The organism is Alcanivorax sp. UBA3183 (assembly GCF_002364155.1).
In the GTDB taxonomy this organism is placed as follows: Bacteria; Pseudomonadota; Gammaproteobacteria; order Pseudomonadales; family Alcanivoracaceae; genus Alcanivorax; species Alcanivorax jadensis.
This window is the reverse complement of sequence record NZ_DEXN01000018.1, coordinates 13,531-14,126: the sequence shown is the minus strand read 5'-3', so window position 1 is coordinate 14,126 and position 596 is coordinate 13,531. Positions and strand designations below refer to the sequence as shown.

Below are 596 nucleotides of genomic sequence, written 5' to 3'. Positions count from 1 at the left end.
GACATCCTTCGAGACTTTCCTGCGGCAGCGATCCGCCGCCGTCTGACACAATGAGGAGCCCTATGCCCAGCATTCACGCAGACCATCACTATACTCATGACGCCGATACGGTATGGCACCGGATTCGGGGTTTTGGCGATCTGAAAAGCTGGTTACCTGGTGTCACCGACTGTTCGGTAACCGGCACCGGCGTGGGAGCTACTCGTACCGTCAGCATGGCCACAGGGGGGCAGGTCATTGAAGAACTGGTTGCCTACGACGAGGCCTCCAGGCGGTTTTCCTACCGCATTGTGGCAGCGCCGGGAGTACGGGAAGAAAACCGTTTTGTAGCCACGGTCAGCGTGAGACCTGTCGACAAGGGCTGCCGGGTAACCTGGCAGGCTGACTTTGATGCGGCAGACACACCACCGGAAAAGCTGGAAGCAGCCAGGCAAGGGGGCGAAAAGATGTACCGGTTCTGCCTTTCCCATCTGGCCACTTTACTGGACAGCTAATCAGGTCTCACAAATCCATGCCTTGGCACTGTCCACGTCATCACCGGCAAAGACCTTTACCTCTATGGAAGGCAACAGCTTGTCCGCCAGCAGCGCCAGACG

1 protein-coding gene is annotated in these 596 nt (G+C 57.9%); it reads left to right on the top strand.

Annotation, left to right across the window (positions count from 1 at the left end; translation table 11 throughout):
* Positions 1-62 precede the first annotated feature (62 nt).
* Complete coding sequence (locus tag B3Q33_RS08275; protein WP_286827462.1) at positions 63-494, top strand: SRPBCC family protein; 432 nt, start codon at positions 63-65, stop codon at positions 492-494.
* Positions 495-596: the final 102 nt, after the last annotated feature.

Bases quoted from the DNA above. Each gene is read 5' to 3' on its own strand.
- B3Q33_RS08275 (WP_286827462.1), top strand. From the start codon at position 63: ATGCCCAGCATTCACGCAGACCATCACTATACTCATGACGCCGATACG.